The organism is Streptomyces sp. NPDC048290, from assembly GCF_040652095.1.
Classification (GTDB): domain Bacteria; phylum Actinomycetota; class Actinomycetes; order Streptomycetales; family Streptomycetaceae; genus Streptomyces.
This window is the reverse complement of record NZ_JBEZLM010000008.1, coordinates 278,815-305,136: the sequence shown is the minus strand read 5'-3', so window position 1 is coordinate 305,136 and position 26,322 is coordinate 278,815. Positions and strand designations below refer to the sequence as shown.

Here is a 26,322-nt window from a genome sequence, read left to right as displayed (position 1 = left end):
CGCACTGCGGAGGGCGGACCCAGGCCGGGCGCGCCGCAGGAAGGCGGACCCTGGCCGGGCGCGCCAGCGAACCCGCCGCCGACACCGGGCGGCGGCGCCGCCCCCTCGACGCACCGCCCCCCTCGACGCCCCGCGGCCCTCCGCGCACCCGACCCGTCGCCCCCCGAGGCGCCGCGCCCGCGCTCAGTGGGCCGCCGACTCCCAGTTCGCGCCGACGCCCACCGAGACATCCAGCGGGGCTCTCAGATGGACGGCGTCGGCCATCTCGCGGCGGACGATGTCCTCCGTCGCGGCGCGTTCGCCCGGGGCGATCTCCAGGACGATTTCGTCATGGACCTGGAGCAGCATCCGGGAGGTGAGACCGGCCTCGCGCAGGGCCTTGTCCACCTTCAGCATCGCGATCTTCACGATGTCGGCGGCCGTGCCCTGGATGGGCGCGTTGAGAGCCATCCGCTCGGCGGCCTCGCGGCGCTGCCGGTTGTCGCTGTTGAGGTCGGGGAGGTAGCGGCGGCGGCCGAAGAGGGTCGCCGTGTAGCCGGTCGCGCGGGCCTCGTCGACCGCGCGGCGCAGATAGTCCCGTACGCCGCCGAACCGCTCGAAGTAGGCGTCCATCAGCGCGCGGGCCTCCCCGGCGTCGATGTTCAGCTGCTGGGAGAGGCCGAACGCGGACAGTCCGTACGCCAGGCCGTAGGACATGGCCTTGATCTTGCGGCGCATCTCGGCGTCGACGGCGGTGGGCTCGACGCCGAAGACCTGGGAGGCGGCGGTGGTGTGCAGGTCCTCACCGGAGGTGAACGCCCGGATCAGGCCCTCGTCCTCGGAGAGATGGGCCATCACGCGCAGCTCGATCTGGCTGTAGTCGGCCGTCATCAGCGACTCGAAGCCGTCGCCGACGACGAAGCCGCGGCGGATGGCCCGGCCCTCGTCGGTACGGACCGGGATGTTCTGGAGGTTCGGGTCGACGGAGGAGAGACGGCCGGTGGCGGCGACCGTCTGGTTGAACGTGGTGTGGATCCGGCCGTCGGCGGCGACGGTCTTGATCAGGCCCTCGACGGTGACCCGCAGCTTGGCCTGCTCACGGTGGCGGAGCATGATGACGGGCAGGTCGTTGTCCGTCTGGGTGGCGAGCCAGGCGAGCGCGTCGGCGTCCGTGGTGTAGCCGGTCTTGGTCTTCTTCGTCTTCGGCAGGGCCAGCTCACCGAAGAGGACCTCCTGGAGCTGCTTGGGCGAACCGAGGTTGAACTCGTGCCCCGCCGCCGCATGTGCCTCCTTCACGGCCTGCTGGACGGCCCCGGCGAACATCTGCTCCATGTGCTCCAGATGCGCGCGGTCGGCCGCGATGCCGTGCCGCTCCATCCGGGCCAGCAGCACGGACGTCGGCAGCTCCACCTCGCGCAGCAGATCCCCGGCGCCGACCTCGGCGAGACGGCCCTCGAACGCGTCCCCCAGATCGAGGACCGCGCGGGCCTGCACCATGAGCACCTCGGCCTCGGCGCCCTCGTCGGCGCCGAAGGCGAGCTGTCCGTCGGCCGCGGCGGCGGGAGCCAGCTCGCGGTGCAGATACTCCAGGGACAGCGCGTCCAGGTCGAACGAGCGGCGGCCCGGCTTGACCAGGTAGGCGGCGAGCGCGGTGTCCATGGCGACACCGGCGACGCTCCAGCCGTGCTCGGCGAAGACCCGCATGGCGCCCTTGGCGTTGTGGAACACCTTGGGACGGTCCGCGTCGGCCAGCCACGCCGTCCACGCCTGCTCGTCCGTCTCGTCCAACTGGGCCGGGTCGAACCAGCCCGCCGGTCCGCCCGCCGTGGCCAGGGCGACCTCGGCGACCGAGCCGGTGCCCAGCGCCCAGGTGTCGACCGTGGCCACACCGAGGGGCTCGGTGGCGTGCTCGGCCAGCCAGGGGGCCAGCTCGCCGGTGCCCAGCACCGCGCCGTCCAGCTCCACGCCGCCCTCGACGATCGGCGTGACCTCGGCCTCCTCCGCGCCCGGGTCGACCGCGAACAGCCGCTCCCGCAGGGACGGGTTGCGGATCTCCAGGGTGTCCAGCACCAGGGCGACGGCCTTGCGGTCGTACGGCTCGCGGGCCAGGTCGGGCACCGCGCGGTCCAGCTCCACGGCGCGCTCCAGCTCCGTGAGGCGCCGGTTGAGCTTCACGGACTCCAGGTGGTCGCGCAGGTTCTGCCCGGCCTTGCCCTTGACCTCGTCGACCCGGTCCACCAGCTCGGCGAAGGAACCGAACTGGTTGATCCACTTGGCGGCGGTCTTCTCACCGACGCCCGGGATGCCGGGCAGATTGTCGGAGGGGTCCCCGCGCAGCGCGGCGAAGTCGGGGTACTGGGCGGGCGTCAAGCCGTACTTCTCGACAACCTTCTCCGGGGTGAAGCGGGTCAGCTCGGACACGCCCTTCGTCGGATACAGCACCGTGGTGTGCTCGCTGACCAACTGGAAGGAGTCGCGGTCACCGGTGACGATCAGGACGTCGAAGCCCTCGGCCTCGGCCTGGGTGGCGAGCGTGGCGATCACGTCGTCCGCCTCGAAGCCGTCGACCGCGAACCGGGGCGCCCGCATGGCGTCGAGCAGCTCACCGATCAGCTCGACCTGGCCCTTGAACTCGTCCGGGGTCTTGGAGCGGTTCGCCTTGTAGTCGCTGAACTCCTGGGAGCGCCACGTCTTGCGGGACACGTCGAAGGCCACCGCGAAGTGCGTGGGCTCCTCGTCACGCAATGTGTTCGCGAGCATCGACGCGAAGCCGTAGATCGCGTTCGTCGGCTGGCCCGTGGCGGTGGTGAAATTCTCCGCGGGCAGCGCGAAGAACGCGCGGTAGGCCAGCGAGTGCCCGTCCATGAGCATCAGCCGCGGACGGCTCCCGCCGGGGGTGGTCTCGGTCTTCTTCGATGCTTTTTCTGCCACGCCCCCGATCCTGCCACGCCCCACTGACAGTCCGGGCCCCACCGCCCGGCGCGCGTCCCTTCCCGGACGGAGACCCGTGCCGCCCGTCCGTGGGGGCGGGCGGGAAGCGTGCCATCCGGTCCCGTTCCCGACCCGCATCCGCGCGGCGCCTTCCCCGCCGCCGACCGGGACCGGGACCGGGAACAGGGCCAGGATCAATGCCGCCCGTCCCCCGTCGTCCCCGGCGGAAGGCGTGCCGTATGTTCCCCGTCCGCGACCGGCGTCCGCGCGGACCCATTCCCGTATCCGGGGCAAGACCCTTGGCGCCCCGCTCCCCATCCTCGACCGGCTTCCGCGCGGACGGTTTCCCGTCCGGGTCGGGACCCTTGGCGCCCCCTCCCCGTCCGCGACCGGCGTCCGCACGGACCGTCCCCCATCCCAGGCGAGACCCTTGGCGCCCCCCTCCCCGCCCCGTCCCCGACCGGCTCCGCGCGAACCGTCCCCCACCCCAGGCGAGACCCATGGCGCCCCGCTCCCCGTCCCCGTCCGCGACCGGCGTCCGGCGTCCGGCGTCCGGCGTCCGGCGTCCGGCGTCCGGCGTCCGCACGGACCGTCCCCCATCCCAGGCGAGACCCATGCCGCCCCGCTCCCCGCCACCAACCTCCGCCCGCCCCACCCGGCGCCGTCCCCCACCCCCCATCGCCCGCCCCACCCATCGCCCACCCCCGTCGATACCCGCACCCCCATCCCCTCCCGCCTCCCCCACCCCAGCCGACACCCGCACCCCCACCCCACCCCACCCCCGGCAGGGAACCCGTGCCGCCCGACCCCCGGCGCTGTCAGTGCCGCGTGGGAGGATCGAGGGCATACCCGGTCCACCGAATCCACGCCGTGCGGACGCCGCCGTGCGCCCGCAGTCGTAAGGAGGCCCCCCGATGGCGACGAAGCCGCCGAAGGCCGACCCCGTGCAGGACGCGCCGCAGGTCGACGGGCCGCAGCACGCGGCGGCCGGTCTGCCCGCGATCGGGCACACCCTGCGGATCGCCCAACAGCAGATGGGCGTGCGGCGCACAGCGCTGACGCTGCTGCGGGTCAACCAGAAGGACGGCTTCGACTGTCCGGGCTGCGCCTGGCCCGAGCCGGACCACCGGCACGCGGCGGAGTTCTGTGAGAACGGGGCGAAGGCGGTCGCCGAGGAGGCCACCCTGCGCCGGGTCACCCCGGAGTTCTTCGCCGCGCACCCGGTGTCCGACCTCGCCCGCCGCAGCGGCTACTGGCTCGGCCAGCAGGGCCGTCTCACCCACCCCATGTATCTGCCGGAGGACGGCACGCACTACGAGCCGGTGTCCTGGGACCGCGCCTTCGCCATCGTCGCCGAGGAACTGACCGCGCTCGGCTCCCCCGACGAGGCCCTCTTCTACACCTCGGGCCGCACCAGCAACGAGGCCGCGTTCCTCTACCAGCTCTTCGCCCGCGAGTACGGCACGAACAATCTGCCGGACTGCTCCAACATGTGCCACGAATCGTCCGGTTCCGCGCTGACCGAGACCCTCGGCGTCGGCAAGGGCAGCGTCCTGCTGGACGACCTGTACCAGGCGGACCTGATCATCGTCTCCGGGCAGAACCCGGGCACCAACCATCCGCGGATGCTGTCCGCGCTGGAGAAGGCCAAAGCGGGCGGCGCGCAGATCATCAGCGTCAATCCGCTGCCCGAGGCGGGCCTGGAGCGGTTCAAGAACCCGCAGACCCCCAAGGGCCTCACCGCGGGCGCCGCGCTCACCGATCTGTTCCTCCAGATCCGCATCGGCGGCGACCAGGCCCTCTTCCGCCTCCTGAACCGGCTCCTCCTGGAGGCCGACGCCGACACCGGGGACGTGGTCGATCACGCGTTCGTCCGCGAGCACACCCACGGATACGAGGAGTTCGCGGCGGCGGCCCGCGCGGCCGACTGGGACGAGACGCTCACCGCGACCGGCCTGTCCCGCGCGGACATCGACCGGGCCCTGGAGATGGTCCTCGCCTCGCGGCGCACCATCGTGTGCTGGGCCATGGGCCTGACCCAGCACAAACACGCGGTGCCCACCATCCGCGAGGTCGTCAACTTCCTGCTGCTGCGCGGCAACATCGGCCGGCCGGGCGCGGGCGTGTGCCCGGTCCGCGGCCACTCCAACGTGCAGGGCGACCGCACGATGGGCATCTTCGAACGCCCCGCGCCCGCCTTCCTGGACGCCCTGGAGCGGGAGTTCGGCTTCGCCCCGCCCCGCGCGCACGGCCTCGACGTCGTCCGGGCCATCCGCGCGATGCGGGACGGCGAGGCCAAGGTGTTCTTCGCGATGGGCGGCAACTTCGTCTCCGCCTCCCCCGACACCGAGGTCACCGAGGCCGCCATGCGCCGGGCCCGGCTGACCGTCCATGTCTCGACCAAGCTGAACCGCAGCCACGCGGTCACCGGCGCGCGGGCGCTGATCCTGCCCACCCTCGGCCGCACCGAACGCGATCTCCAGGGCGGCGGCGAGCAGTTCGTGACCGTGGAGGACTCCATGGGCATGGTGCACGCCTCCCGCGGCAGGCTGGAGCCCGCGAGCCGCCATCTGCTGTCCGAACCGGCCATCGTGAGCCGCCTCGCCCGCCGCGTCCTCGGCTCCGCCTCCCGCACACCGTGGGAGGAGTTCGAGAAGGACTACGCCACGATCCGCGACCGCATCGCCCGTGTCGTGCCCGGCTTCGAGGACTTCAACGCCCGGCTGGAGCGCCACCCCGGCGGCTTCGCCCTGCCGCACGCCCCACGCGACGAACGGCGCTTCCCGACCGCCACCGGCAAGGCGAACTTCACGGCGGCACCCGTGGAGTACCCGGAGCTGCCCGAGGGACGGCTGCTGCTCCAGACGCTCCGCTCGCACGACCAGTACAACACCACGATCTACGGCCTGGACGACCGCTACCGCGGCATCCGGCACGGCCGCCGGGTGGTGCTCGTCAACCCGGAGGACGGCCGACGGCTCGGGGTCGCCGACGGGACGTACGTCGATCTGGTCGGCGAGTGGAAGGACGGTGTCGAGCGGCGGGCGCCCGGCTTCCGCGTCGTCCACTACCCGACGGCACCGGGCTGCGCCGCCGCCTACTACCCGGAGACCAATGTGCTGGTCCCGCTGGACGCCACCGCCGACACCAGCAACACCCCGGCCAGCAAGTCCGTGGTGGTCCGTCTGGAACAATCGGCAACCGACTGAGCGTTTGCTCAGTGGGCCCGCGGCGGAACGCGGGCGCTGGACCGCATCGACGAACGGAGTCGGGCCCCATGGGCGAGCAGCATCACGTGAAGTTCCCGCAGGACGTCATCGACGAGTACGCGGCGCTCGGAGTCGACCTGCCCGCGTTGTTCTCCGCGGGACACCTCGGGCAGCGCATGGGCGTCCAGATCGTGGAGGCGTCGGTGGACCGGGTGGTCGGCACCATGCCGGTCGAGGGCAACACCCAGCCGTACGGACTGCTGCACGGCGGGGCGTCCGCGGTGCTCGCCGAGACCCTCGGCTCGGTCGGCGCGATGCTGCACGGCGGCAGCCGCAAGATCGCCGTCGGCGTCGACCTGAACTGCACCCACCACCGGGGCGCCCGCTCCGGCCTGGTGACCGGCGTCGCCACCCCCGTCCACCGGGGCCGCTCGACAGCGACGTACGAGATCGTGATCACGGACGAGCAGGACCGCCGGGTCTGCTCGGCCCGGCTCACCTGTCTGCTGCGCGACGTGAACCCCAGCGACGAGGAGCGCGCCCACACCGGCAGCTGACCCCGGCCCCCGGGCCGACACTTCGCACCATGTCCTCGCCCCAGCCGATCCCGCCCCGGGGCCGCACCCCTTCGCAGCCCCGGAACACCCCGAGCCCGCAGCCCCGTTGCCCCCACGCACCCCGCCCCTTAGCTTCGGTGCATGGCGACGGGGCGGGACCGGACGACGACGACGGCGCACCACCGCACGGCGCCGCGACGGACGCGCCTACCGACGGCCCCCTCACACCCGCGCACTCCCCCACGCCTCCTCACCTCCCTCGCACTCCTGCCGACCCTGCTCCCCCTGCTGGCCCTCCTCACCGCCTGCGCCGCACCCGCCGCACCCGCCGCTCCCCCCGCCTCGACCACCCCCGAGGCACCCCCCACCCCGCCCGCCGCCCTCTGCGCCCGCCTCGTCACCCACTGGGCCCGGGAGGTCCTCGACACCGGCACCTACGGCGACTACCAGTCGATGGGGCTGTCCAACGGCCAGTACGCCCTCCTCCAGGACGTGGTGGACGCGGCCCGTCCGGTGCTGAAGCGGGACGGCCGGGCCGCCGCCGAGCAGCTGATCGACCGGGAGGCCGGGACGCGCTGCGCCGCCCGGTACCGCGACGGCACCCCGACCGCGGAGCCCTGGACATGACCGGCACGGGCCCGGTCGAACCCGGCGACGGCACCTACGCCTGGGAGCCACCGCCCGACACCGGACCCCGCACCTCCGCCCCGCCCGACACCCCCGCACCCACACCGGCCCCCCGCCAGCCGCCCCGCCACCTCCCCCGCCGCCCGCGCCGCCCCCTCCTCGCCGCCCTCTGCGCCCTCGCCCTCCTCACCGCCGCCGGCCTCCTCCACCTCACCCGCCCCGACGACCCCCCGACCCCCGCGCCCACACCCGCACCGCCCCCACACCCACCCCCCACGGACCCGCCCTACCCCTCCCAGGTCACCGACCTCGCCTACCTCACCCCCGAGCCCCCCGAGGCACCTGAGACCCCCGGGCCCCCCGAGCCACCGGACGCACCGGACGCACCGGACGCACCGGAGCCACCCGAGACCCCCCAAACCCCCCACACCTTCCGCTTCTCCATCGTCGTCACCGTGCGTACCGGCCCCGACGTGACCGTGACCGCGTTGGATCAGCCGTATCCGGGCCTTTCCGTCACCACGAATCCCCGGACCCCTTTCCGCACAAGCCCCGGAATGCCACGCAAGATCACGATTACCTTCAAGGCAACCGATTGCGGAAAAGTGCCACGGAACGTCGGACTCCCTTTCCTGGACGTAACTCTACGTAATACGCGCGCAATGGAAGCACACAGTTTCATCCTCGGTGAGCGCTATGCGCAGGACCTCTCGGACGGCCTCCAAGTAGCCTGCGGCAACGGATCAGCGACATCACCAAATGACTAGAACACTCCTGATAGCAGCCGCCTGGTCCTGCAAGTCTCACCATGCGGACGGGGCGAATCGGCCGGAATTCCGCGCTTCCGCCCGGCCAGTACCGCTCTGCATTACGTCGTGTCATAACAAGAGAGTCACAGCATTGGTCAGACTCTCCTCCACGTTCCCCACACACGCTTAGAGTCACCGCCAGTCACCGCGCCATCGGGATTCGACGCCATTCGGCGTCCGCTTGGGACCCAGCGCTCGACTCGGCTTCTTCCACCGGGAAGATCCGCGCCAGGGGAAAGGACTGACCGTGCGTCAACGTTCGCTCATCGCCATAACCGCCGCACTGGCGGCGGGAGCGCTCACCCTCACCGCCTGCGGCTCGCGCGACGAGGGTGGCAGCAGCTCGGACTCGGGCGGCACGACCGTCGTCATCGGCGTCGACGCCCCGCTGACCGGCGACCTGTCCGCCCTGGGTCTGGGCATCAAGAACTCCGTCGACCTCGCCATCAAGACGGCCAACAAGGACAAATACGTCGAAGGCGTCACCTTCAAGATCGAAGCCCTCGACGACCAGGCACAGCCCTCCTCCGGCCAGCAGAACGCCACCAAGCTCGTCGCCAACAAGGACGTCCTCGGCGTCGTCGGCCCCCTGAACTCCTCCGTCGCCGAATCCATGCAGAAGGTCTTCGACGACGCCGGACTGGTCGAGGTCTCCCCCGCCAACACCAACCCCGCCCTCACCCAGGGCACCGACTGGCAGACCACCAAGGCGCGCCCCTACAAGTCGTACTTCCGGACCGCGACCACGGACGCCATCCAGGGCCCGTTCGCCGCCCAGTACCTCTTCAACGAAGGCGGCAAGAAGAAGGTCTTCGTCATCGACGACAAGAAGACCTACGGCGCCGGACTCGCCGCCACCTTCGCCGCCGAATTCGAGAAGCTCGGCGGCGAGATCGCCGGCACCGAGCACATCGACCCCGAGACCAAGGACTTCTCCGCGGTCGCCACCAAGGTCAAGACCTCCGGCGCCGACGTCGTCTACTACGGCGGCGAATACCCCCAGGCCGGCCCCCTCAGCAAGCAGATCAAGGCCGCAGGCGCCAAGATCCCCCTCATCGGCGGCGACGGCATCTACAGCGCCGACTTCATCAAGCTCGCCGGAGCCGGCGGCGCCGGAGACTTCGCCACCTCCGTCGGCGCCCCCGTCGAAGAACTCCCCTCCGCCAAGGACTTCGTCGCCAACTACAAGGCCGAAGGCTACAAGGAGGCCTACGAGGCCTACGGCGGCTACTCCTACGACTCCGCCTGGGCAATCATCGAAGCCGTCAAGAAGGTCGTCGAAGACAACGACGGCAGCCTCCCCGACGACGCCCGCGCCAAGGTCACCGCCGCCATGCAGAACGTCACCTTCGACGGCGTGACCGGCAAGGTCTCCTTCGACGAATACGGCGACGCCACCAACAAGCAGCTCACCGTCTACTCCGTCAAGGACGGCGACTGGGCCGCCGTCAAGTCGGGCACCTACGAGGGCTAACCCAACCCCACACTCCACCACGAGCCGCGCGGGGCGCCGCACCACAAGGCGCCCCGCGCGCACTCGCATCCGGGCACATCCTCTCCGGTCACCCACCCACACCCGACCCTCTCGGAGGAAATGCGGTGAACGAACTGCCGCAGCAGCTGGTCAACGGCCTGCTACTGGGAGCCATGTACGGCCTGGTCGCCATCGGCTACACGATGGTCTATGGCATCGTCCAGCTCATCAACTTCGCCCACGGCGAGATCTTCATGGTGGGCGGCTTCGGCGCCCTCACCGTCTACCTGTACGCCCTGCCCGACGGCACCACCATGTGGGTGGCCCTACCACTCATGCTGGTCGGCGGCATCATCACCGCCGTACTCGTCGCCATCGGGGCGGAACGGTTCGCCTACCGCCCCCTACGCGGCGCACCACGCCTCGCCCCCCTCATCACCGCCATCGGACTCTCCCTCGCCCTCCAGCAAGCCATCTGGGCCTGGTACCCCGACGCCCGCTCCGCGATCACCTTCCCCCAGATCGACGGCGGCCCCTTCGAAATAGGCAACGTCACCATCCAGACCGGCGACGTCTTCCTCATCGCCGCCGCCCCCATCAGCATGGCGATCCTCGCCTACTTCGTCATGAAGACCCGCACCGGCCGCGGCATGCAAGCCACCGCCCAAGACCCCGACACCGCCAAACTCATGGGCATCAACACCGACCGCATCATCGTGGTCGCCTTCGCCCTCGGCGCCGCCTTCGCCGCCGTCGGAGCCCTCGCCTACGGCCTCAAATACGGCGAAGTCCAATTCCGCATGGGCTTCATCCTCGGCCTCAAAGCCTTCACCGCAGCCGTCCTCGGCGGCATCGGCAACATCTACGGCGCCATGCTCGGCGGACTCGTCCTCGGCGTCGCCGAAGCCCTCTCCACCGCCTACATCGCCGACATCCCCGGCATGGAACAGTTCGGCAGCCAGTCCTGGGCCAACGTCTGGGCCTTCGTACTCCTCATCCTCGTCCTCCTGTTCAGGCCCCAAGGCCTGCTCGGCGAGCGCGTCGCGGACAGGGCGTGATCCCCCGATGACCACACAGACCACCGCACCCGAAACCCCGGCCCAGCCGACCCACGGCAAACACGCCGGACTCATCGGCCTCCCCCCCGCCCTCGGCCGCGCCCTCGCCACCGGCGGCGGCGCCCTCACCCTCCTCTCCACCCTCCTCGCCTGGACCTGGACCGCCGACTTCCCCGGCGACCTCACCGTCTACGGCTACCCCGGCGGACTCCAAGTCCTCACCCTCATCAGCGGCGCCCTCACCACCCTCTTCGGCCTCGCCTCCTACGGCACCAAAGGCCTCCGCGCCCTCACCCCCGCCGGAGCCGACAGCGCCCTCAAACTCGCCGCACTCGGCGCCTTCGGCACCACCTGGTTCACGATCATCGCCATCACCACCCAACTCGGCGGACTCGTCAACCTCGAACCCGGCGCCTACCTAGCCGCCCTCGCCACCCTCACCGCCGCCCTCGGCGCCCTCTCCCTCCCCTTCACCTGGCCCGACCGCGAACCCGCGGACCCCGAAGACACCAACCGCGAACAAATCGCCCACCACCTCCGGGGCAACTGGTCCATCGTCAAAGCCGCCTTCACCACCGGCCCCAGCACCCCCGCCAAAACCCTCCCCGGCTACGCCGAAATCCTCATCATCGTCGCCGCCCTCGCCGCCGGCCTCACCATCTTCACCTACGGCATCGGCACCGAATACGACGAACTCTTCATCGGCTTCCTCATCACCGCAGGCTTCGGCATCAGCGCCACCGCCAAAGCCGGACTCATCGCCCGCATCACCACCGTCACCACCAAACACCGCACCGTCACCATGATCGGCGCCTTCGTCGCCGCCGCAGCCTTCCCCTTCACCCAGTCCGACGACCAATACGCCACCATCGGCGTCTACATCCTCATCTTCGCCACCGTCGCCCTCGGACTGAACATCGTCGTCGGCCTCGCCGGCCTCCTCGACCTCGGCTACGTCGCCTTCCTCGGCGTCGGCGCCTACACCGCCGCCATGGTCTCCGGATCACCCTCCTCCCCCTTCGACCTCCACCTCCCCTTCTGGCTCTCCGCCCTCCTCGGCGCCGCCGTCGCCATGGTCTTCGGCGTCATCATCGGCGCCCCCACCCTCCGCCTCCGCGGCGACTACCTCGCCATCGTCACCCTCGGCTTCGGAGAGATCTTCCGCCTCGCCGTCCTCAACATGGACGGCACCTCAGGACCCGACATCACCAACGGCTCCAACGGCATCTCCTCCATCCCCAACCTCAACATCCTCGGATTCGACTTCGGCGAAGAACACACCATCGCCGGCTTCACCATCGCCCGCTTCGCCAACTACTTCCTCCTCATGCTGCTGATCACCCTCGTCGTGGTGATCGTCTTCCAACGCAGCAGCGACAGCCGCATCGGCCGCGCCTGGATCGCCATCCGCGAAGACGAAACCGCCGCCCTCGCCATGGGCATCAACGGCTTCCGCGTCAAACTCATCGCCTTCGCCCTCGGCGCCGCCCTCGCCGGACTCGCCGGCACCGTCCAAGCCCACGTCACCTACACCGTCACACCCGAGCAATACCAATTCGCCCACGTCGTCCCCCCCAACTCCGCATTCCTCCTCGCCGCCGTCGTCCTCGGCGGCATGGGAACCATCAGCGGACCCCTCGTCGGCGCCGCCCTCCTCTACCTCATCCCCGCCAAGCTCCAATTCCTGGACGACCTCCAGCTCTTCGCCTTCGGACTCGCCCTCGTCCTCCTCATGCGCTTCCGCCCCGAGGGACTCATCCCCAACCGGCGCCGCCAACTGGAATTCCACGAAGAGACCGAAGCACCCACAGTCCTCGGCAAGGCAGGGGCCTGACCCATGACAACCACCACCCAGCCCACCACCACCGGGCAGGCCGTCCTCGACGCCCGCGGCGTCACCATGCGCTTCGGCGGCCTCACCGCCGTACGCTCCGTCGACCTCCAAGTCAACACCGGAGAAATCGTCGGCCTCATCGGACCCAACGGCGCAGGCAAAACCACCTTCTTCAACTGCCTCACCGGCCTCTACATCCCCACCGAAGGCGAAGTCCGCTACAAAGGCACCATCCTCCCCCCCAAATCCTTCAAAGTCACCGCCGCAGGAATCGCCCGCACCTTCCAGAACATCCGGCTCTTCGCCAACATGACCGTCCTGGAAAACGTCCTCGTCGGCCGCCACACCCGCACCAAAGAAGGACTCTGGTCCGCCCTCCTCCGCGGCCCCGGATTCCACCGCGCCGAAGCCACCTCACGCGCCCGCGCCATGGAACTCCTCGAATTCGTCGGCCTCGCCCCCAAAGCCGACCACCTCGCCCGCAACCTCCCCTACGGCGAACAACGCAAACTCGAAATCGCCCGCGCCCTCGCCAGCGAACCCGGCCTCCTCCTCCTCGACGAACCCACCGCCGGAATGAACCCCCAGGAGACCCGCACCACCGAAGAACTCGTCTTCGCCATCCGCGACAAAGGCATCGCCGTCCTCGTCATCGAGCACGACATGCGCTTCATCTTCAACCTCTGCGACCGCGTCGCCGTCCTCGTCCAAGGCGAAAAACTCATCGAAGGCGACAGCGCCACCGTCCAAGGCGACGAACGCGTCATCGCCGCCTACCTCGGCGAACCCTTCGAAAACGCCCCCGGCGCCGCCGAACTCGCCGAAGTAGAAGCCGCCGAAGCCGCCGCCGAAGCCGCCGCAGAAAACCAGGCCGACACCGCGGACACCCCCGCCGACACCCCGCCGGCCAAGGAGAACGACCGATGACCGCCCTCCTCGAAGTCGAAGACCTCCGCGTCGCCTACGGCAAAATCGAAGCCGTCAAAGGCATCTCCTTCACCGTCCAAGCCGGCGAAGTCCTCACCCTCATCGGCACCAACGGAGCCGGAAAAACCACCACCCTCCGCACCCTCTCCGGACTCCTCAAACCCGCCAGCGGACACATACGCTTCAACGGCAAATCACTCAAAAAAACCCCAGCACACCAAATAGTCTCCCTCGGCCTCGCCCACTCCCCCGAAGGCCGCCACATATTCCCCCGCATGACCATCGAAGACAACCTCCGCCTCGGCGCCTTCCTCCGCACCGACAAACCCAGCATCGAAAAAGACATCCAACGCGCCTACGACCTCTTCCCCATCCTCGGAGAACGCCGCAAACAAGCCGCCGGCACCCTCTCAGGCGGCGAACAACAAATGCTCGCCATGGGCCGCGCACTCATGTCCCAACCCAAACTCCTCATGCTCGACGAACCCTCCATGGGACTCTCCCCGATCATGATGCAGAAAATCATGTCCACCATCGCCGAACTCAAAGCCCAAGGCACCACCATTCTCCTGGTCGAACAGAACGCCCAAGCCGCCCTCTCCCTCGCAGACCACGGCCACGTCATGGAAGTCGGCAGCATCGTCCTCTCCGGAACCGGACAAGACCTCCTCCACGACGAATCCGTCCGCAAGGCATACCTCGGCGAAGACTGACCCACCCCCCACACACACACAAAGAGGCCCGTGCCCCCACCAGGGAACACGGGCCTCACACACGCGACGACCTACACGCCGCCACTCCCCTTCGCCGCCCGCTTCTCCGCCGCATCCTCAATCACAGCCTCCGCCACCTGCTGCATCGACATCCGCCGATCCATCGACGTCTTCTGAATCCAACGAAACGCCGCCGGCTCACTCAACCCATACTCCGTCTGAAGAATCGACTTCGCCCGATCCACCAACTTCCGCGTCTCCAGCCGCTGCGCCAGATCCGCGACCTCCTTCTCCAACTCCTTCAACTGCGTATACCGCGAAACAGCCATCTCGATCGCCGGAACGACATCACTCTTGCTGAACGGCTTCACCAGATACGCCATCGCCCCCGCGTCACGCGCCCGCTCCACCAGGTCACGCTGCGAGAACGCGGTCAGCATCAGCACCGGCGCGATCGACTCCTCACCGATCCTCTCCGCCGCCGAGATGCCGTCGAGCTTGGGCATCTTCACATCGAGGATCACCAGATCCGGACGGTGCTCACGGGCCAGCTCCACGGCCTGCTCACCGTCCCCGGCCTCGCCGACGACCGTGTAGCCCTCCTCCTCCAGCATCTCTTTGAGATCGAGCCGGATCAGGGCCTCGTCCTCGGCGATGACGACACGGGTCGTCAGCGGAGGCACGTGCGACTTGTCGTCATCGGACAGGTCTGCGGGCTGGGGCGACTCGGGGGAGGTCACTCGGGCTCCTCGTTCAGGGACGGGGGGTACTGCTGACAAGAGCGTACCTAGCTGCGGTAAGGTGGGTCCCCGAGGGGTTGAGTGTCACCTTCGTTTCTTAAGCCCCAGTACTCCAACTGGTTAGAGAGGCCGCTCTCAAACAGCGGACAGTGTGGGTTCGAATCCCACCTGGGGCACTTTTCCTACAGTTCCAAGGTTGAGCCCACTAAGCGGAAGTCCACGTTCTCGTGAACATCCGGGCTTTCCCGCGTGGCGTGGCGATCACTCCCCCACCATGACCCCATGTACGACCTTCGAACGCGCGAGCGAGCCCTGAATCTGGTGGGACAGGGGCGCAGCCTCAACAGTGTCAGTCAGGAGACCGGTATCTCCCGGTCCACCCTCCGCAGCTGGCAGACCAGCCCACCGAAGCGCGCCACCGCCCCATGCCCCCGGTGCGACATCCCGGCACGCCCACCAGAGAACGCGTCCGCGTACGCCTATCTCTTAGGTCTCTACCTGGGAGACGGCTGTATCAGCGCGCACCACCGGGGCGTCTACTACATGCGGATCGTGCTGGACCAGGCGTGGCCCGGTGTCATCGACGCCTGCGAGGCCGCGCTCCGCGCGGTACGGCCGACGAACAGCGTCTTCCGTGTACGGAAACAAGGCGCCTATGCCGTCAGTTCCACGAGCAAGCACTGGCCCTGCCTGTTCCCTCAGCACGGCCCCGGCAAGAAGCACAACCGCCGCATAGCCCTCGAACCCTGGCAGCAGGAGATCGTCCGTGCGCACCCCTGGGAGTTCATCCGTGGCCTGATCCACTCCGACGGCTGCCGGATCATCAACTGGACCAGCCGTCTCGTCGCCGGGGTACCCAAGCGCTACGAGTACCCCCGCTACTTCTTCAGCAACAAGTCGGACGACATCCGGCGGCTCTTCACCGACGCTCTCGACCTGGTGGGCGTCGAGTGGACCACCCTCGCCCGTGGCAGCGACCCCTTCAACATCTCCATCGCCCGCAAAGCCTCCGTCGCTCTCATGGACGCTCATGTCGGGGCGAAGTACTGACCCTCAGTGCGTCGGCTCCCCGATGTGGTGGACGCGGACCAGGTTGGTCGTGCCCGCTTCGCCCGGAGGGGAGCCCGCCGTGATGACGACCGTGTCGCCGGGGGCGCAGTGGCCGTGGCGGGTGAGGAGTTCGTCGACCTGGTCGACCATGGCGTCGGTGGTGTCGACGTGGGGGCCGAGGAGGGTTTCGGTGCCCCAGGTGAGGCTGAGTTGGGCGCGGGTGGCGGGGTCGGGGGTGAAGGCGAGGAGGGGGATGGGTGAGCGGTAGCGGGAGAGGCGGCGGGCGGTGTCGCCGGACTGGGTGAAGGCGATGAGGTATTTGGCGCCGAGGAAGTCGCCCATTTCGGCGGCGGCGCGGGCGATGGCGCCGCCTTGGGTGCGGGGTTTGTTGGTGTGGGTGAGGGGTGGGAGTCCGTTGGTGGGGAGGTCTTCTTCGGCGGCTTCTACGATTTTTGCCATGGTGCGGACGGTTTCGATGGGGTATTTGCCGACGCTGGTTTCGCCGGAGAGCATGACGGCGTCGGTGCCGTCGATGACGGCGTTGGCGACGTCGCTGGCTTCGGCGCGGGTGGGGCGGGAGTTGTCGATCATCGAGTCGAGCATTTGGGTGGCGACGATGACGGGTTTGGCGTTGCGTTTGGCGAGTTTGATGGCGCGTTTTTGGATGATGGGGACGTTTTCGAGGGGGATTTCGACGCCGAGGTCGCCGCGGGCGATCATGATGCCGTCGAAGGCGGCGACGATGTCGTCTATGGCGTTGACGGCTTGGGGTTTTTCGATTTTGGCGATGACGGGGAGTCGGCGTCCTTCTTCTTTCATGATGCGGTGGACGTCGTGGGCGTCGTGTCCGTTGCGGACGAAGGAGAGGGCGATGATGTCGAAGCCGGTGCGGAGGGCCCAGCGGAGGTCGGTTTCGTCTTTGTGGGAGAGGGCGGGGACGGAGACGGCGACGCCGGGGAGGTTGAGTCCTTTGTGGTCGGAGATCATGCCGCCTTCGAGGACGGTGGTGTGGATGTGGGGGCCGTCGATGGCGGTGACTTGGAGGGTGACTTTGCCGTCGTCGATGAGGATGTGTTCGCCGGGGGTGACGTCGGTGGTGAGGTTTTGGTAGGTGGTGCCGCAGTGGTTGCGGTCGCCTTGGGTGTGGGGGTCGGTGGTGAGGGTGAAGGTGTCGCCGTGTTCGAGGAGTACGGGGCCTTCGGTGAATCGGCCGAGTCGGATCTTCGGGCCTTGTAGGTCGGCGAGGAGGCCGACGTTGCGTCCGGTTTCGTCGGCGGCTTTGCGTACGCGCCGGTGGCGTTCTTCGTGGTCGGCGTGGGTGCCGTGGCTGAGGTTGAAGCGGGCGATGTCCATTCCGGCTTCGACCAGGGCTTTGATCTGGTCGTAGGAGTCGGTGGCGGGTCCCAGGGTGCAGACGATTTTTGCTCGGCGCATGTTTGGAGCCTATTGCTTACCGGTGGGTAGAGATTTGGTGGGGCGTGACTACTCAACAACCTTTGGGTGAAGGGGTGTTGACAAGTATTGAATTGTGCATGGGGTTGCTCTGATGAGCATTTCGTGGGTGTTTTTTGGGTGGGGGGGTTGGTCAGAGGGTGGGGGGGTTCATGGTGAAGCGGGCGGTGATGGTGGCGTAGAGGTGTTGGCGTTGGGGTTCGAGGTCGAGGGGTGGGGTGTGGGTGGCCTCGGTGGTGTGGGTGGCGGTGCGGAGGGTGGTGGGTGGGTAGGGCTGGGGGATTTCGGTGTCGGTGAGTTCGGTGAGTGCGGTGAGGGTGGTGCCGAGGGCTTCGGCGTAGGCGCGGGCGCGTTGGATGGCGTTGTGGACGGCTTGGTGGCGGGCTTGGCGGTGGGCGGGTGAGTCGGGGCGGAGGGTCCAGGTGATGCCGTCGATGTGGGTGTGTTCGTGGTCGGCGAGGCGGGTGGTGAGTTCGCCGAGGGGGGTGAAGTCGGTGAGGTGGGCGGTGAGGTGGAGGGTGCCTTGGTGGGCGCGGATGTGTTCGCCGCGGCCTTTGGTGGGTTGGGGGGTGAGGGTGAGGGTGCTGGTTTCGATGTGTTCGATGGCGGTGTCGTAGGTGTGGAGGAGGTTGAGGGTGGTGGTGTTGCGGTGGGTGAGGTTGTTGAGGGTGGTGTGGCGGTCGCGGCCTCGGGCGGTGAGGGTGAGGGTGAGGTGGGCGGTGTCGGGGGCGGTGTCGAGGTGGGCTTCGCCGGTGACGGTGATGTGGGGGGTGTCGGGGGTGCCGTAGGGGAGGGGTGTGGGTGGGGTCATGGGGTCACTGTGTCATCGGGGTGGGTGGGTGGGGGCGGATTGCGTCGGTGAGTGGGGTGAGGGTGCGGGGGGTGCGGGCGGAGGGGATGCGGTGCTGTGGGGGTTCGAGGCCGAAGGTGGTGAAGGCGGTGCGGCGGGGCAGGGGGTAGGTGTCTTTGCCGGTGAGGGCGTTGAGGATGGTGGCGCTGCGCCAGGCGGTGAGTCCGAGGTCGGGGGTGCCGATGCCGTGGGTGTGGGTTTCGGCGTTCTGGATGTGGAGGGAGCCGGTGATGGAGGGGTCGAGGACGAGGCGGTGGTCGGGGTCGATGCGGGGGCGGTCGCGGCTGTCGCGGCGTAGGTAGGGGTCGAGTCCGGCGAGGATGTGGTCGAGGGGGCGTTCGCGGTAGCCGGTGGCGAGGACGACGGCGTCGGTGGTGAGGCGGGTGCGGCTGCCTTGTTGGATGTGTTCGAGGTGGAGTTCGACTTTGGTGGTGGCGATGCGTCCGGCGGTGCGGACGCGGACGCCGGGGGTGAGGACGGCGTCGGGCCAGCCGCCGTGGAGGGTGCGGCGGTACAGCTCGTCGTGGATGGCGGCGAGGGTGTCGGGGTGGATGCCTTTGTGGAGGTGTTCTTGGGTGGTGATGAGGCGGTCGCGGACGGGTTCGGTGAGGGCGTGGAAGTAGCGGGTGTGGTCGGGGGTGAGGTGTTCGAGGCCGAGTGTGGAGTGTGTTCGGGGGGCGAATGCTTCGGTGCGGCCGAGCCAGTGGAGTTGTTCGCGGCCGGTGGGGCGGTGGCGGAGCAGGTCGAGGAAGACTTCGGCGCCTGATTGGCCGGTGCCGACGATGGTGACGTGTCCGGCGGTGAGCAGGGTGTCGCGGTGGTGGAGGTAGTCGGCGGCGTGGAGGACGGGTACGGCGGGGGCGTCGGCGAGGGGGCGTAGCGGGTCGGGGATGTAGGGCTCGGTGCCGATGCCGAGGACGATGTTGCGGGTGTAGGTGCGGCCGAGGGCTTCGGCTTCGCCGTCGGTGTCGAGTTGGGTGTGGTCGACTTCGAAGAGGTCGCGTTCGGGGTTCCAGCGGACGGCGTCGATCTGGTGGCGGAAGTGGAGTCCGGGGAGGTTGTCGGCGACCCAGCGGCAGTAGTCGTCGTATTCGGCGCGGTGGATGTGGAGGCGTTCGGCGGCGTAGAAGGGGTAGAGGCGGTCGCGGGCGTGGAGGTAGTTGAGGAAGGTCCAGGGGTTGGCGGGGTCGGCGAGGGTGACGAGGTCGGCGAGGAAGGGGACTTGGACGGTGGTGCCGTCGATGAGGAGTCCGGGGTGCCAGTGGAAGGCGGGGCGCTGGTCGTAGAAGACGGCGTCTAGTTCGGTGAGGGGGTGGGCGAGGGCGGCGAGGGAGAGGTTGGAGGGGCCGATGCCGATGCCGACGAGGTCGCGGGGGGTGTGTTCGGGGGGCGGGGTGGGGTTGTGGGGTGTGGTGTGGGGGTGGGGGTGTTGGGGGGTCATGCGGGGGTGTGTCCTTCCACCGGTTGCAGGGGGGCCGCCGGGTTGTGGGGCCGCCGGTGAGGGTGGTGGAGGCATGGGGGGCCTCCGGGCGGGCAGCGGGGTACCAGCTTGGACGTGGTGTGTGCTGCCGCGCCCGGAAAGCGCGGGATGGGACCCGAAAGGGGGTAGGGGCGGGGGTGGTGGGCTGGGGGGACCCGGGGGTGCGGGCGGGGGTGTTGGGGCGGCGCGGTCAGGCTCGTGTGGTTGTCGCCGTCACTCCTGTGGGGTGGCCGTGCGGACGTGGAGGGCTCGGGCCAGGTCGTCGAGTTGGTCGGCGAGCCTTCGGTGCAGGGCGGGGAGGAGGTCGGGGGTTTCCAGGCAGGTGTGGCCGAGGCGGAGGGTCTCGGGGTCGACGGCGTGGGTGGGGAAGGCCCAGCGGGCGGCGGCTTCGGCGATGGCGGGGCCGCGGCGGGCGGCGAGGGCGGTGGCGTCCTCGTAGAAGCGGGGGACGTATGGGGCGACCAGGTCGGCCTGTTCGGGTTGCCAGAAGCCTTGGGCGGTGGCGGTGAACAGGTAGGTGGAGAGGTCGTCGGTGTGGAAGAGGGCGGCCCAGGTGGCGGCTTTGGTGTCGGGGTCGGGCAGGGCGGCGCGGCAGCGGGCGGCGCCTTCCTGGCCGGTGGCGCTGGGGTCGCGGTCGAGTTCGGCGGCGATGGTGGGTTCGTCGGTGGCGCCGAGGACGGCGAGTCGGGCGAGGATGCGCCAGCGCAGGTCGGGGTCGAGTTCGGGTCCGCCGGGGACGGTGCCGTCGGCGAGCCAGGCGGCGATCTGGTCGGGGCGGGTGGCGACGTCGATGAGGTGGCGTACGGCGATGAGGCGCAGGCCGGGGTGGGAGCCGTCCTCGGTGCGGCGGACGAGGTCGCGGCAGAGGGCGCCGAGGGTGGTGAGGGCGGCGGGGCGGTGTTCGGGGGTGAGGTGGCGGGCGGCGATCTGGGTGGTGGCGAAGGCGAGGACGCCTTGGACGAGGGCGAGGTCGGTTTCGCGGGGGAGGTGGGTGCGGGCGGTGTCGAGGTAGGCGGTGGGGGGGAGTTCGCCGTCGCGGACGGCGTCGCGCAGGGCGTTCCAGACGACCGCGCGGGTGAGGGGCAGGGGGAGGCCGGAGAGGTGTTCGCGGACGGTGGTGAAGGAGTGGGGGTCGAAGCGGACTTTGGCGTAGGTGAGGTCGCTGTCGTTGAGCAGGAGCAGTGCGGGGCGTTTGCCGATGGGTTCGGGTGTGGTCTGGGGGAGGTCGAGTTCGCGGCGGTCGCGTAGGACGAGGCGGCCGTGGTCGTCGGCGGGGTCGAGGTCGTAGAGGCCGACGGCGATGCGGTGGGGGCGGCTGCCCGTGCGGTCGATGTGGAGGGTGCATACGCCGTTGTCGCCGCGGGTGATGTGGGGGGCGAGGGTGTCGACGCCGGTGGTGCGCAGCCAGGCGTCGGCCCAGGCGTGGACGTCGCGGTCGGTGGTGTGGGCGAGGGAGTCGATGAAGTCGGCGAGGGTGGCGTTGGCGAATTTATGGCGGTGGAAGTGGGTGTTGATGCCGGCGAGGAAGTCTTTTTCGCCGAGCCAGGTGACGAGTTGGCGGAGGGCGGAGGCGCCTTTGGCGTAGGAGATGCCGTCGAAGTTGAGGAGGGCGGAGGCGGTGTCGGGGACGGTGTCGGGGGCTACGGGGTGGGTGGAGGGGCGTTGGTCGGCGTCGTAGCCCCAGCCTTTGCGGACGACTCCGAAGTCGGTCCAGGTGTCGGTGAAGCGGGTGGCTTCGACGAGGGTCTGGTAGCCCATGTATTCGGCGAAGGACTCGTTGAGCCAGATGTCGTCCCACCAGGCGAGGGTGACGAGGTCGCCGAACCACATGTGGGCCATTTCGTGGGCGATGACCATGGCGCGGGTCTGGCGTTCGGTGTCGGTGACGGCGGAGCGGTAGACGTATTCGTCGCGGAAGGTGACGAGGCCGGGGTTCTCCATGGCGCCGGCGTTGAATTCGGGGACGAATGCCTGGTCGTAGGAGTCGAAGGGGTAGGGCTCCTCGAATTTCTCGTGGTAGCGGTCGAAGCACTGGCGGGTGATCTCCAGTAGTTCGTCGGCGTCGGTGTCGAGGTAGGGGCCGAGGGAGCGGCGGCAGTGGAGGCCGAAGGGCAGTCCGCGGTGTTCGGTGCGTACGGAGTGCCAGGGGCCGGCGGCGACGGCGACGAGGTAGGTGGAGATGGGTGGGGTGGTGGCGGCGTGCCAGCGGCCGTCGTCGTGTCGTTCGGTGATTCCGTTGGCGAGGACGGTCCAGTCTTCGGGGGCGGTGACGGTGAGGTCGACGACGGCTTTGAGGTCGGGTTGGTCGAAGGCGGCGAAGACGCGTTGTACGTCGTCGAGGAAGAGTTGGGTGTAGACGTAGGTCTCGTCGTCGCTGGGGTCGGTGAAGCGGTGCATGCCTTCGCCGGTGCGGGAGTAGCGCATGGCGGCGTCGATGTGCAGTTCGTGGGGGCCCGGGGTGAGGTGGGGCAGGGGGAGGCGGTTGCCGTCGAGGGTGTCCGGGTCGAGGGGGTGTCCGTCGAGGGTCGCGGTGCGCAGGTGTGCGGGCTTCAGCTCTACGAAGGTGTCCGTGTCCGTGTCCGTGCGGACGGTGAAGTTGATCACGGTACGGGAGTCGAAGGTGTCGTCCCCGGTGGTGAGATCGAGGTCGATCGTGTACCGCTGGACGTCGAGGAGCTGTGCACGGGTCTGCGCTTCGTCGCGCGTGAGAACGGACATGCGTGCCATGCTGCCCGATGGCACTGACATCGCACAGGGGCGGTCCGGTTCGTGCTCGGATCGCGACCTGGGTGCCTTGGGTGCGCGGGGCGGCCGGTGGGGGCGGGTCGCGGCGGGGGCGCGGTGTGGGCGCGGTCTGAGTGGTCAGGCGGAGGTGGCGCGTGGGAGGTCGCGGGGGGCGGGGACGCGGCTGGGCCGTGCGCGGTCGTGGAGGGTGCCGGGGCGGGGGCGTGGGGCGCGTAGTTCGCGTATTTCGCGCTCCAGTGCGCGGTGGCGTTCGTGGGCTTCGTACAGGTAGCGGACTTTGGTGCGTAGTGCCCAGGGGTCGAGGGGTTTGACCAGGAGGTCGGCGACGCCCAGGTCGTAGGCGGCGGTGGTGAGTTCCTGGTCGGGGTCGAGGCCGGTGAGCAGGATGACCGGGATGTGCTGGGTCTGTTCGAGTCTGCGGAGATAGCGGACGACGTCCAGGCCGCTGTCGCCTGGGGTGCGTACGTCGAGGAGCAGAAGGGCGATGCCGCCGCGCAGTGCCTGCTTGAGTGCTTCGTCGCCGGTGGTGGCCCGGACGAGTGGGCGGCCGAGCGGGGCGAGTGCGCTCTCCAGTGCGTACAGCGTGTCGTTGTGGTCGTCGACGATGAGGATGCTGGCTTCCGACTCCATGGCCGGTCCTCCCCTCCCACCTGGACCCCCACCTTATGCGGCCCAAGCCTACGGGGAGTGCTCGTCCGTTGACGAGGAGTGCTCGATGAGAGAAACCCCTCGCGCGGGTGTTCCGTGCCCGTGGGGGGCGCGCCGCGCGGGGGCCGGTCGTCGTGGGAGGTCAGCGGGGCGGGGCCGGGTGGTGGGCGACGGTGTCCTCGGCGATCCGCTCATGGTGGCGGATCACTTCGGCGATGATGAAATTGAGGAATTTCTCAGCGAACGCCGGGTCGAGTTTGGCGTTCTCGGCGAGGGCTCTGAGCCGTTCGATCTGCCGGGCCTCGCGGTCCGGGTCGGCGGGTGGCAGCTGGTGGATGGCCTTGAGGTGGCCCACCTGCTGGGTGGCCTTGAAGCGTTCGGCGAGCATGTGGACGACCGCGGCGTCGATGTTGTCGATGCTGTCGCGCAGCCGGGCGAGTTCCTCGCGCACGGCGGGGTCGACGTCTCCGGTACCGGTGTTGCTGGTGGTCATGACGGAACAGCCTATGGGGCGGGGTGGCCCGGGGGTGGGCGGGGCGGGGATCGTCCCAGGGGGCGGACAGGGCGGGCCGGGGGGCTGCGGGGCGGGCCCGGTGGGGGCGGGGCGTTTTGCGGGGCGGAACGGTGGGAGCGGGCCCGCGCGGGAGGGGCGCTCAGGGGAGTGGGCCGGTGGGAGCGGGCCCGCGCGGGAGGGGTGCTCAGGGGGCGGACCCGATGGTGGCGGGCCGAACCGGGAGCGGTGCTCAGGGGCGGGCCCGGTGGGGGCGGCGGGGCTGTCAGTCGTCGGCGGTGGGGTCCGTGGTGGGGGCGATGGTCTTGTGGAAGTACACGTCCTGGTGGCCGCCCGGTACGCCGTCGGTCCGGCCGCGCTCCTGGAAGCCGAGCGCCGGGTAGAAGTGCGGAGCCTGGAAAGTGTACGTGGAGACGGTCAGGTCGGTGCAGCCGCGCCGGACGGCCTCCGCTTCGGCGGCCCGCATGAGCCGGGTTCCCAGGCCCTGTCCCCGGTGGTCCTCGCGGACCCAGAGCATCTCCACGGCGCACAGACCGCCCCAGAACCAGCCGGTGAGGCCGCCGACGCGCTCGCCGTCGGGGCCGGTGAGGGCGACGGAGAAGTCCTCGGGCGGGGGGACGGCGGCGGCCCGGTCGTTGAACGCGGTCAGCTCGTCGTCCAGCCACTGCTGGAGGTCGTCGTCGGGTCCGCCGACCCGCAGGACGGGGTCGCCGGGTGGTGTGAGGGGCTGGTCGTGGGGGGTTTCGGGGGTCACGGGGCCGACCGTAGCCGGGGGGCCGCCGCCGGGCATCCGGTTTTCCCCGCCGTACAGTGGAATCGGGTGGTTCACGGCGTCATGGGGGTACGGGCGTGGCGAACGACGGACCGGTCGAGCATGGATTCCCGCATCTTCAGACGGTGCGGGCGGCCATCACCGCGCTGTACAGGAGGATGTCCTACGACACGATCCAGACGTTCTCGACCAGTGTGGTTCCGGCCGATGTGGCGTTCGCCGACACGGACGACCTGTATCTGGGCGCCCAGCGTGTGGCGCGCGAGATCGTACGGCACTACCGGTTGCCGGACGCCCGGCTGATCGTCGCGTTCCGGGCGATGGAGCACGCGGCGAACATCGAGCTGGCGGCGGGTCCGGAGTACTTCGTGGAGCTGAACGACCGGTTCCGGACGCATCGGCGGGACATAGGGGCGGCGTTGGCGCACGAGGCGATGCACGCCTATCTGCACCGCCTGGGGCTGTCGTTCGCGGGGACCCGGGACAACGAGATCCTCACGGACACGGCCGCGGCCTATCTGGGCGCGGGCTGGCTGCTGCTGGACGCCTACCGTGAGGACGGGGCGTCCTCGCAGAAGCTGGGCTATCTGACGCCCGAGGAGTTCGGGTACGTGCTGGCCAAGCGTGCGCTGCTGTTCGGTGAGGACCCGTCGCCGTGGTTCACCAGCGCGCAGGCGTACACCGCGTACGGCAAGGGCATGGCGCGGGCGCGCCGGGACCGGGAGCAGCCGCCGCTGACGGCGGCCGGGTGGGTGGGGCGGCGGCGCTACGCGCGTGACCGGCGGCACGCCGAGGACCGTGCCCTGGTGGCGGCGGCCGGTGTGTCGTACGTGTTCTCGGACGGTCCTGAGCCGTTGCGGGTGTCGTTCCCGTGCCCGACGTGCCTTCAGCGCATCCGGGTGCCGGTCAAGGGGCGGGTGCGGGCGCGGTGCGGGTTGTGCAGGACGGTGCTGGAGTGCGACACGTAGGGGGCGGCGTGGAGGGGGCGGCGCGACGCGCGTGGGGGCGCGACATGTGGGGCGGGCGCGGGGATCCGGGGCCGGGGTCTATGGGGTGCCGTAGACGGGGGCGGGTGGTGTGGCGCGGGTGAGGAGGGTGCGGGTGGCCGCGCCCGCCTGGGCCGGGGTCCAGCGGGTGCCTTTGTCGGTGGTGGGGCCGGGGTGCCAGCCCTCCATGACGGTGATCCGGCCGCCCTCCGTCTCGAAGACGCGGCCGGTGACGCCGTCGCTGGCGGCGGAGCCGAGCCAGACGACCAGCGGGGAGACGTTCTCGGGGGCCATGGCGTCGAATCCGGTGCCTGGTGCGGCCATGGTCGCGGCGAAGGTGTGCTCGGTCATCCGGGTGCGCGCGGCGGGCGCGATGGCGTTGACCTGGACGCCGTAGCGGGCGAGTTCGGCGGCGGCGACCAGGGTGAGGCCGATGATGCCGGCCTTGGCGGCGCTGTAGTTGCCCTGTCCCAGGGAGCCGAGCAGTCCGGCGCCGCTGCTGGTGTTGATGATCCGCGCGGTGGGGGTGCGCCCGGCCTTGGTCTCGGCGCGCCAGTGCGCGGCGGCGTGTTTGAGGGGCAGGAAGTGTCCGGTGAGGTGGACGCGCAGGACGGCGTCCCAGGCGTCCTCGTCCAGGTTGACGAGCATCCGGTCGCGCAGGAACCCGGCGTTGTTGACGAGGGTGTCGAGCCGTCCGTAGGTGTCCAGGGCGGTCCGTACGAGGGAGGCGGCGCCGTCGGTGGTGGCGATGTCACCGGTGTGGGGGACGGCCTCGCCGCCCGCCGCGCGGATCTCGGCGGCGACCTGGGTGGCGGGGCTGTCGGTGGAGGGGGCGCCGTCCAGGCCGACGCCGAGGTCGTTGACGACGACGTGGGCGCCCTCGGCGGCGAAGGCCAGGGCGTGGGCGCGGCCCAGGCCCCGTCCCGCGCCGGTGACGACGACGACGCGTTCGGCGCAGATTCCGGTCATG

Annotated in this window: 20 protein-coding genes and 1 tRNA gene; 11 read left to right on the top strand and 10 right to left on the bottom strand. The window is 69.8% G+C overall.

Translation table 11 applies throughout. The features are described 5' to 3' along the window. Positions 1–183: 183 nt before the first annotated feature. The gene (polA, locus tag AB0D49_RS16660) at positions 184–2,910 is read right to left on the bottom strand and encodes a DNA polymerase I (protein ID WP_362757598.1); all 2,727 of its coding nucleotides are present in this window, start codon (positions 2,908–2,910) and stop codon (positions 184–186) included. A 914-nt stretch (positions 2,911–3,824) separates the two neighbouring features. Between polA and AB0D49_RS16655 the strand changes: the two genes are divergently transcribed. The 8 genes from AB0D49_RS16655 to AB0D49_RS16620 all read left to right on the top strand — a co-directional run bounded on the left by AB0D49_RS16655 (position 3,825) and on the right by AB0D49_RS16620 (position 14,118). Next, positions 3,825–6,119: an FdhF/YdeP family oxidoreductase gene (locus tag AB0D49_RS16655; protein WP_362757596.1), complete on the top strand. Its 2,295-nt coding sequence runs from the start codon at positions 3,825–3,827 to the stop codon at positions 6,117–6,119. Positions 6,120–6,187: 68 nt separating this feature from the next. Further along, on the top strand, positions 6,188–6,676 hold the full coding sequence (locus AB0D49_RS16650; protein ID WP_362757594.1) for a hotdog fold thioesterase: 489 nt from the start codon (positions 6,188–6,190) through the stop codon (positions 6,674–6,676). Between the two features lie 141 nt (positions 6,677–6,817). After that, complete coding sequence (locus AB0D49_RS16645) at positions 6,818–7,303, top strand: hypothetical protein (protein ID WP_362757592.1); 486 nt, start codon at positions 6,818–6,820, stop codon at positions 7,301–7,303. 1,056 nt (positions 7,304–8,359) lie between these two features. After that, positions 8,360–9,586, top strand: a complete 1,227-nt coding sequence (locus AB0D49_RS16640) for a branched-chain amino acid ABC transporter substrate-binding protein (protein WP_362757590.1) — start codon at positions 8,360–8,362, stop codon at positions 9,584–9,586. Between the two features lie 125 nt (positions 9,587–9,711). After that, positions 9,712–10,644 carry a branched-chain amino acid ABC transporter permease gene (locus AB0D49_RS16635; protein ID WP_362757587.1) on the top strand — a complete coding sequence of 311 codons (933 nt, stop codon included), beginning with the start codon at positions 9,712–9,714 and terminating at the stop codon, positions 10,642–10,644. 7 nt (positions 10,645–10,651) lie between these two features. Next, positions 10,652–12,478 carry a branched-chain amino acid ABC transporter permease gene (locus AB0D49_RS16630; protein ID WP_362757585.1) on the top strand — a complete coding sequence of 609 codons (1,827 nt, stop codon included), beginning with the start codon at positions 10,652–10,654 and terminating at the stop codon, positions 12,476–12,478. Positions 12,479–12,481: 3 nt separating this feature from the next. Continuing rightward, positions 12,482–13,405, top strand: coding sequence for an ABC transporter ATP-binding protein (locus AB0D49_RS16625; RefSeq protein WP_362757583.1), 924 nt, complete (start codon positions 12,482–12,484; stop codon positions 13,403–13,405). Then, the gene (locus AB0D49_RS16620) at positions 13,402–14,118 is read left to right on the top strand and encodes an ABC transporter ATP-binding protein (RefSeq protein ID WP_362757581.1); all 717 of its coding nucleotides are present in this window, start codon (positions 13,402–13,404) and stop codon (positions 14,116–14,118) included. Before AB0D49_RS16625 ends, AB0D49_RS16620 begins: the two co-directional genes overlap by 4 nt. A gap of 71 nt (positions 14,119–14,189) precedes the next feature. On the opposite strand, the gene AB0D49_RS16615 is transcribed toward AB0D49_RS16620, so the two are convergent. Then, positions 14,190–14,858, bottom strand: a complete 669-nt coding sequence (locus AB0D49_RS16615; RefSeq protein ID WP_362757579.1) for a response regulator — start codon at positions 14,856–14,858, stop codon at positions 14,190–14,192. 101 nt (positions 14,859–14,959) lie between these two features. On the opposite strand from AB0D49_RS16615, the gene AB0D49_RS16610 reads away from it, so the two are divergent. Together AB0D49_RS16610 and AB0D49_RS16605 are read left to right on the top strand one after the other, a co-directional pair. Beyond that, positions 14,960–15,034: transfer RNA gene (locus tag AB0D49_RS16610), tRNA-Leu, on the top strand. 106 nt (positions 15,035–15,140) lie between these two features. Beyond that, on the top strand, positions 15,141–15,908 hold the full coding sequence (locus tag AB0D49_RS16605; protein WP_362757577.1) for a transcriptional regulator: 768 nt from the start codon (positions 15,141–15,143) through the stop codon (positions 15,906–15,908). Positions 15,909–15,911: 3 nt separating this feature from the next. On the opposite strand, the gene pyk is transcribed toward AB0D49_RS16605, so the two are convergent. From pyk to AB0D49_RS16570, 7 genes are all read right to left on the bottom strand, one after another. Continuing rightward, positions 15,912–17,342: a pyruvate kinase gene (gene pyk, locus AB0D49_RS16600; RefSeq protein WP_362757575.1), complete on the bottom strand. Its 1,431-nt coding sequence runs from the start codon at positions 17,340–17,342 to the stop codon at positions 15,912–15,914. Positions 17,343–17,493: 151 nt separating this feature from the next. Further along, on the bottom strand, positions 17,494–18,171 hold the full coding sequence (locus tag AB0D49_RS16595) for an SIMPL domain-containing protein (RefSeq protein WP_362757573.1): 678 nt from the start codon (positions 18,169–18,171) through the stop codon (positions 17,494–17,496). Positions 18,172–18,175: 4 nt separating this feature from the next. Continuing rightward, entirely contained in the window at positions 18,176–19,651 is a 1,476-nt protein-coding gene (locus tag AB0D49_RS16590; protein WP_362757570.1) for a SidA/IucD/PvdA family monooxygenase, read from the bottom strand. Between the two features lie 252 nt (positions 19,652–19,903). Further along, positions 19,904–22,417, bottom strand: a complete 2,514-nt coding sequence (gene pepN / locus AB0D49_RS16585) for an aminopeptidase N (protein ID WP_362757568.1) — start codon at positions 22,415–22,417, stop codon at positions 19,904–19,906. Between the two features lie 135 nt (positions 22,418–22,552). Next, the gene (locus AB0D49_RS16580; protein WP_362757566.1) at positions 22,553–23,065 is read right to left on the bottom strand and encodes a response regulator; all 513 of its coding nucleotides are present in this window, start codon (positions 23,063–23,065) and stop codon (positions 22,553–22,555) included. A gap of 160 nt (positions 23,066–23,225) precedes the next feature. Continuing rightward, positions 23,226–23,576, bottom strand: a complete 351-nt coding sequence (locus AB0D49_RS16575) for a chorismate mutase (RefSeq protein ID WP_362757563.1) — start codon at positions 23,574–23,576, stop codon at positions 23,226–23,228. Between the two features lie 283 nt (positions 23,577–23,859). Beyond that, positions 23,860–24,348, bottom strand: a complete 489-nt coding sequence (locus tag AB0D49_RS16570) for a GNAT family N-acetyltransferase (RefSeq protein ID WP_362757561.1) — start codon at positions 24,346–24,348, stop codon at positions 23,860–23,862. A 95-nt stretch (positions 24,349–24,443) separates the two neighbouring features. On the opposite strand from AB0D49_RS16570, the gene AB0D49_RS16565 reads away from it, so the two are divergent. Continuing rightward, entirely contained in the window at positions 24,444–25,334 is an 891-nt protein-coding gene (locus AB0D49_RS16565; protein WP_362757559.1) for a hypothetical protein, read from the top strand. A gap of 78 nt (positions 25,335–25,412) precedes the next feature. On the opposite strand, the gene AB0D49_RS16560 is transcribed toward AB0D49_RS16565, so the two are convergent. Next, entirely contained in the window at positions 25,413–26,321 is a 909-nt protein-coding gene (locus tag AB0D49_RS16560; RefSeq protein WP_362757557.1) for an SDR family oxidoreductase, read from the bottom strand. Position 26,322: the final 1 nt, after the last annotated feature.

Coding starts and splice junctions, on each gene's coding strand:
- AB0D49_RS16560 (WP_362757557.1), bottom strand. CDS start 26,321: ATGACCGGAATCTGCGCCGAACGCGTCGTCGTCGTCACCGGCGCGGGA.
- AB0D49_RS16575 (WP_362757563.1), bottom strand. CDS start 23,576: ATGACCACCAGCAACACCGGTACCGGAGACGTCGACCCCGCCGTGCGC.
- pepN (WP_362757568.1), bottom strand. CDS start 22,417: ATGGCACGCATGTCCGTTCTCACGCGCGACGAAGCGCAGACCCGTGCA.
- AB0D49_RS16595 (WP_362757573.1), bottom strand. CDS start 18,171: ATGACCCCACCCACACCCCTCCCCTACGGCACCCCCGACACCCCCCAC.
- AB0D49_RS16655 (WP_362757596.1), top strand. CDS start 3,825: ATGGCGACGAAGCCGCCGAAGGCCGACCCCGTGCAGGACGCGCCGCAG.
- pyk (WP_362757575.1), bottom strand. CDS start 17,342: ATGCGCCGAGCAAAAATCGTCTGCACCCTGGGACCCGCCACCGACTCC.
- AB0D49_RS16650 (WP_362757594.1), top strand. CDS start 6,188: ATGGGCGAGCAGCATCACGTGAAGTTCCCGCAGGACGTCATCGACGAG.
- AB0D49_RS16620 (WP_362757581.1), top strand. CDS start 13,402: ATGACCGCCCTCCTCGAAGTCGAAGACCTCCGCGTCGCCTACGGCAAA.
- AB0D49_RS16630 (WP_362757585.1), top strand. CDS start 10,652: ATGACCACACAGACCACCGCACCCGAAACCCCGGCCCAGCCGACCCAC.
- AB0D49_RS16605 (WP_362757577.1), top strand. CDS start 15,141: ATGTACGACCTTCGAACGCGCGAGCGAGCCCTGAATCTGGTGGGACAG.
- AB0D49_RS16580 (WP_362757566.1), bottom strand. CDS start 23,065: ATGGAGTCGGAAGCCAGCATCCTCATCGTCGACGACCACAACGACACG.
- AB0D49_RS16625 (WP_362757583.1), top strand. CDS start 12,482: ATGACAACCACCACCCAGCCCACCACCACCGGGCAGGCCGTCCTCGAC.
- AB0D49_RS16645 (WP_362757592.1), top strand. CDS start 6,818: ATGGCGACGGGGCGGGACCGGACGACGACGACGGCGCACCACCGCACG.
- AB0D49_RS16590 (WP_362757570.1), bottom strand. CDS start 19,651: ATGACCCCCCAACACCCCCACCCCCACACCACACCCCACAACCCCACC.